Genomic DNA, 848 nt, shown 5'->3' with positions numbered 1-848 from the left:
CAGTAGAATTGGGGCTAAGTTTAAAGAAAAGTTTGAAATTTTAAATGATTTATCGGAACGTTTGGATCTTTTTATTTGTGGCCATAGTCTTGGCGGGGCATTAGCGCTAATAAATTCGGCATTTCTTAAAGATTACAACCCTGTTTTTTACAGTTATGGAATGCCGCGCACCTTTACCAGAGATTCCATAGCACTATTATCAGATCTCATTCACTTTCGACATGTCAATGACAACGATCCCGTCCCTGCCGTGCCACCAGAAGCAAACGTGGATAATTACTTATACGAACTGTGGGGACCTGTCGGTGGCGTTCTGGGGGGACTATGGTCTTCCCTTATTGAATTACCAGCCTGGCAAATAAAGCAATGGGGCGATTGCTTCTGGCACCACGGTAACCCTGTTGTATTTCTTACAACCACGCAGAGCAGGGAATGGAAAGATTGCAAAAGAACTTATCCTGTAGCTGCCGGTTGCATAACATTAAAAAGCCGAATGCCAGTAAAAACCAAACTCTATCTGGTGCCAGCACTGGCCGAAAAGGTCGCTCAGGAAGCAGGGCAAGATCAGAAAGGATTTATCAACTCCCTCACACAAGAAGATTTAGCGAAGTACTTCCCTGAGGGGAAAAACCCCAACAGGGGTGCAGACCTCACCTTTGGTGATCATTTTATGACCGCCTATATGCCCTATATCAATAATAAACTTCTTGAGTTAATAGATGACAAAGGTCTGAGTAAGGATAAGCATTTCACAGAGCACAAAGAGAATGTCAAAAAATTTGTAGAACAAATGTCAGAAGACAGTTTTGAAATTCCAAAAAATGAGTCTGAAAGAAACATCAACTTCC

Annotated in this window: 1 protein-coding gene; it reads left to right on the top strand. The window is 42.2% G+C overall.

Annotated features, from left to right (window positions below):
• Nucleotides 1-848 (top strand): lipase family protein (locus J1785_RS00660; RefSeq protein WP_420803820.1); only part of this gene is annotated, 848 nt, incomplete at both ends.

It is taken from the genome of Rahnella perminowiae (genome assembly GCF_019049755.1).
Lineage (GTDB): Bacteria > Pseudomonadota > Gammaproteobacteria > Enterobacterales > Enterobacteriaceae > Rahnella > Rahnella perminowiae.
Note: the sequence above shows the minus strand (reverse complement) of the source record. Positions and strands in the feature narration are given on the sequence as shown.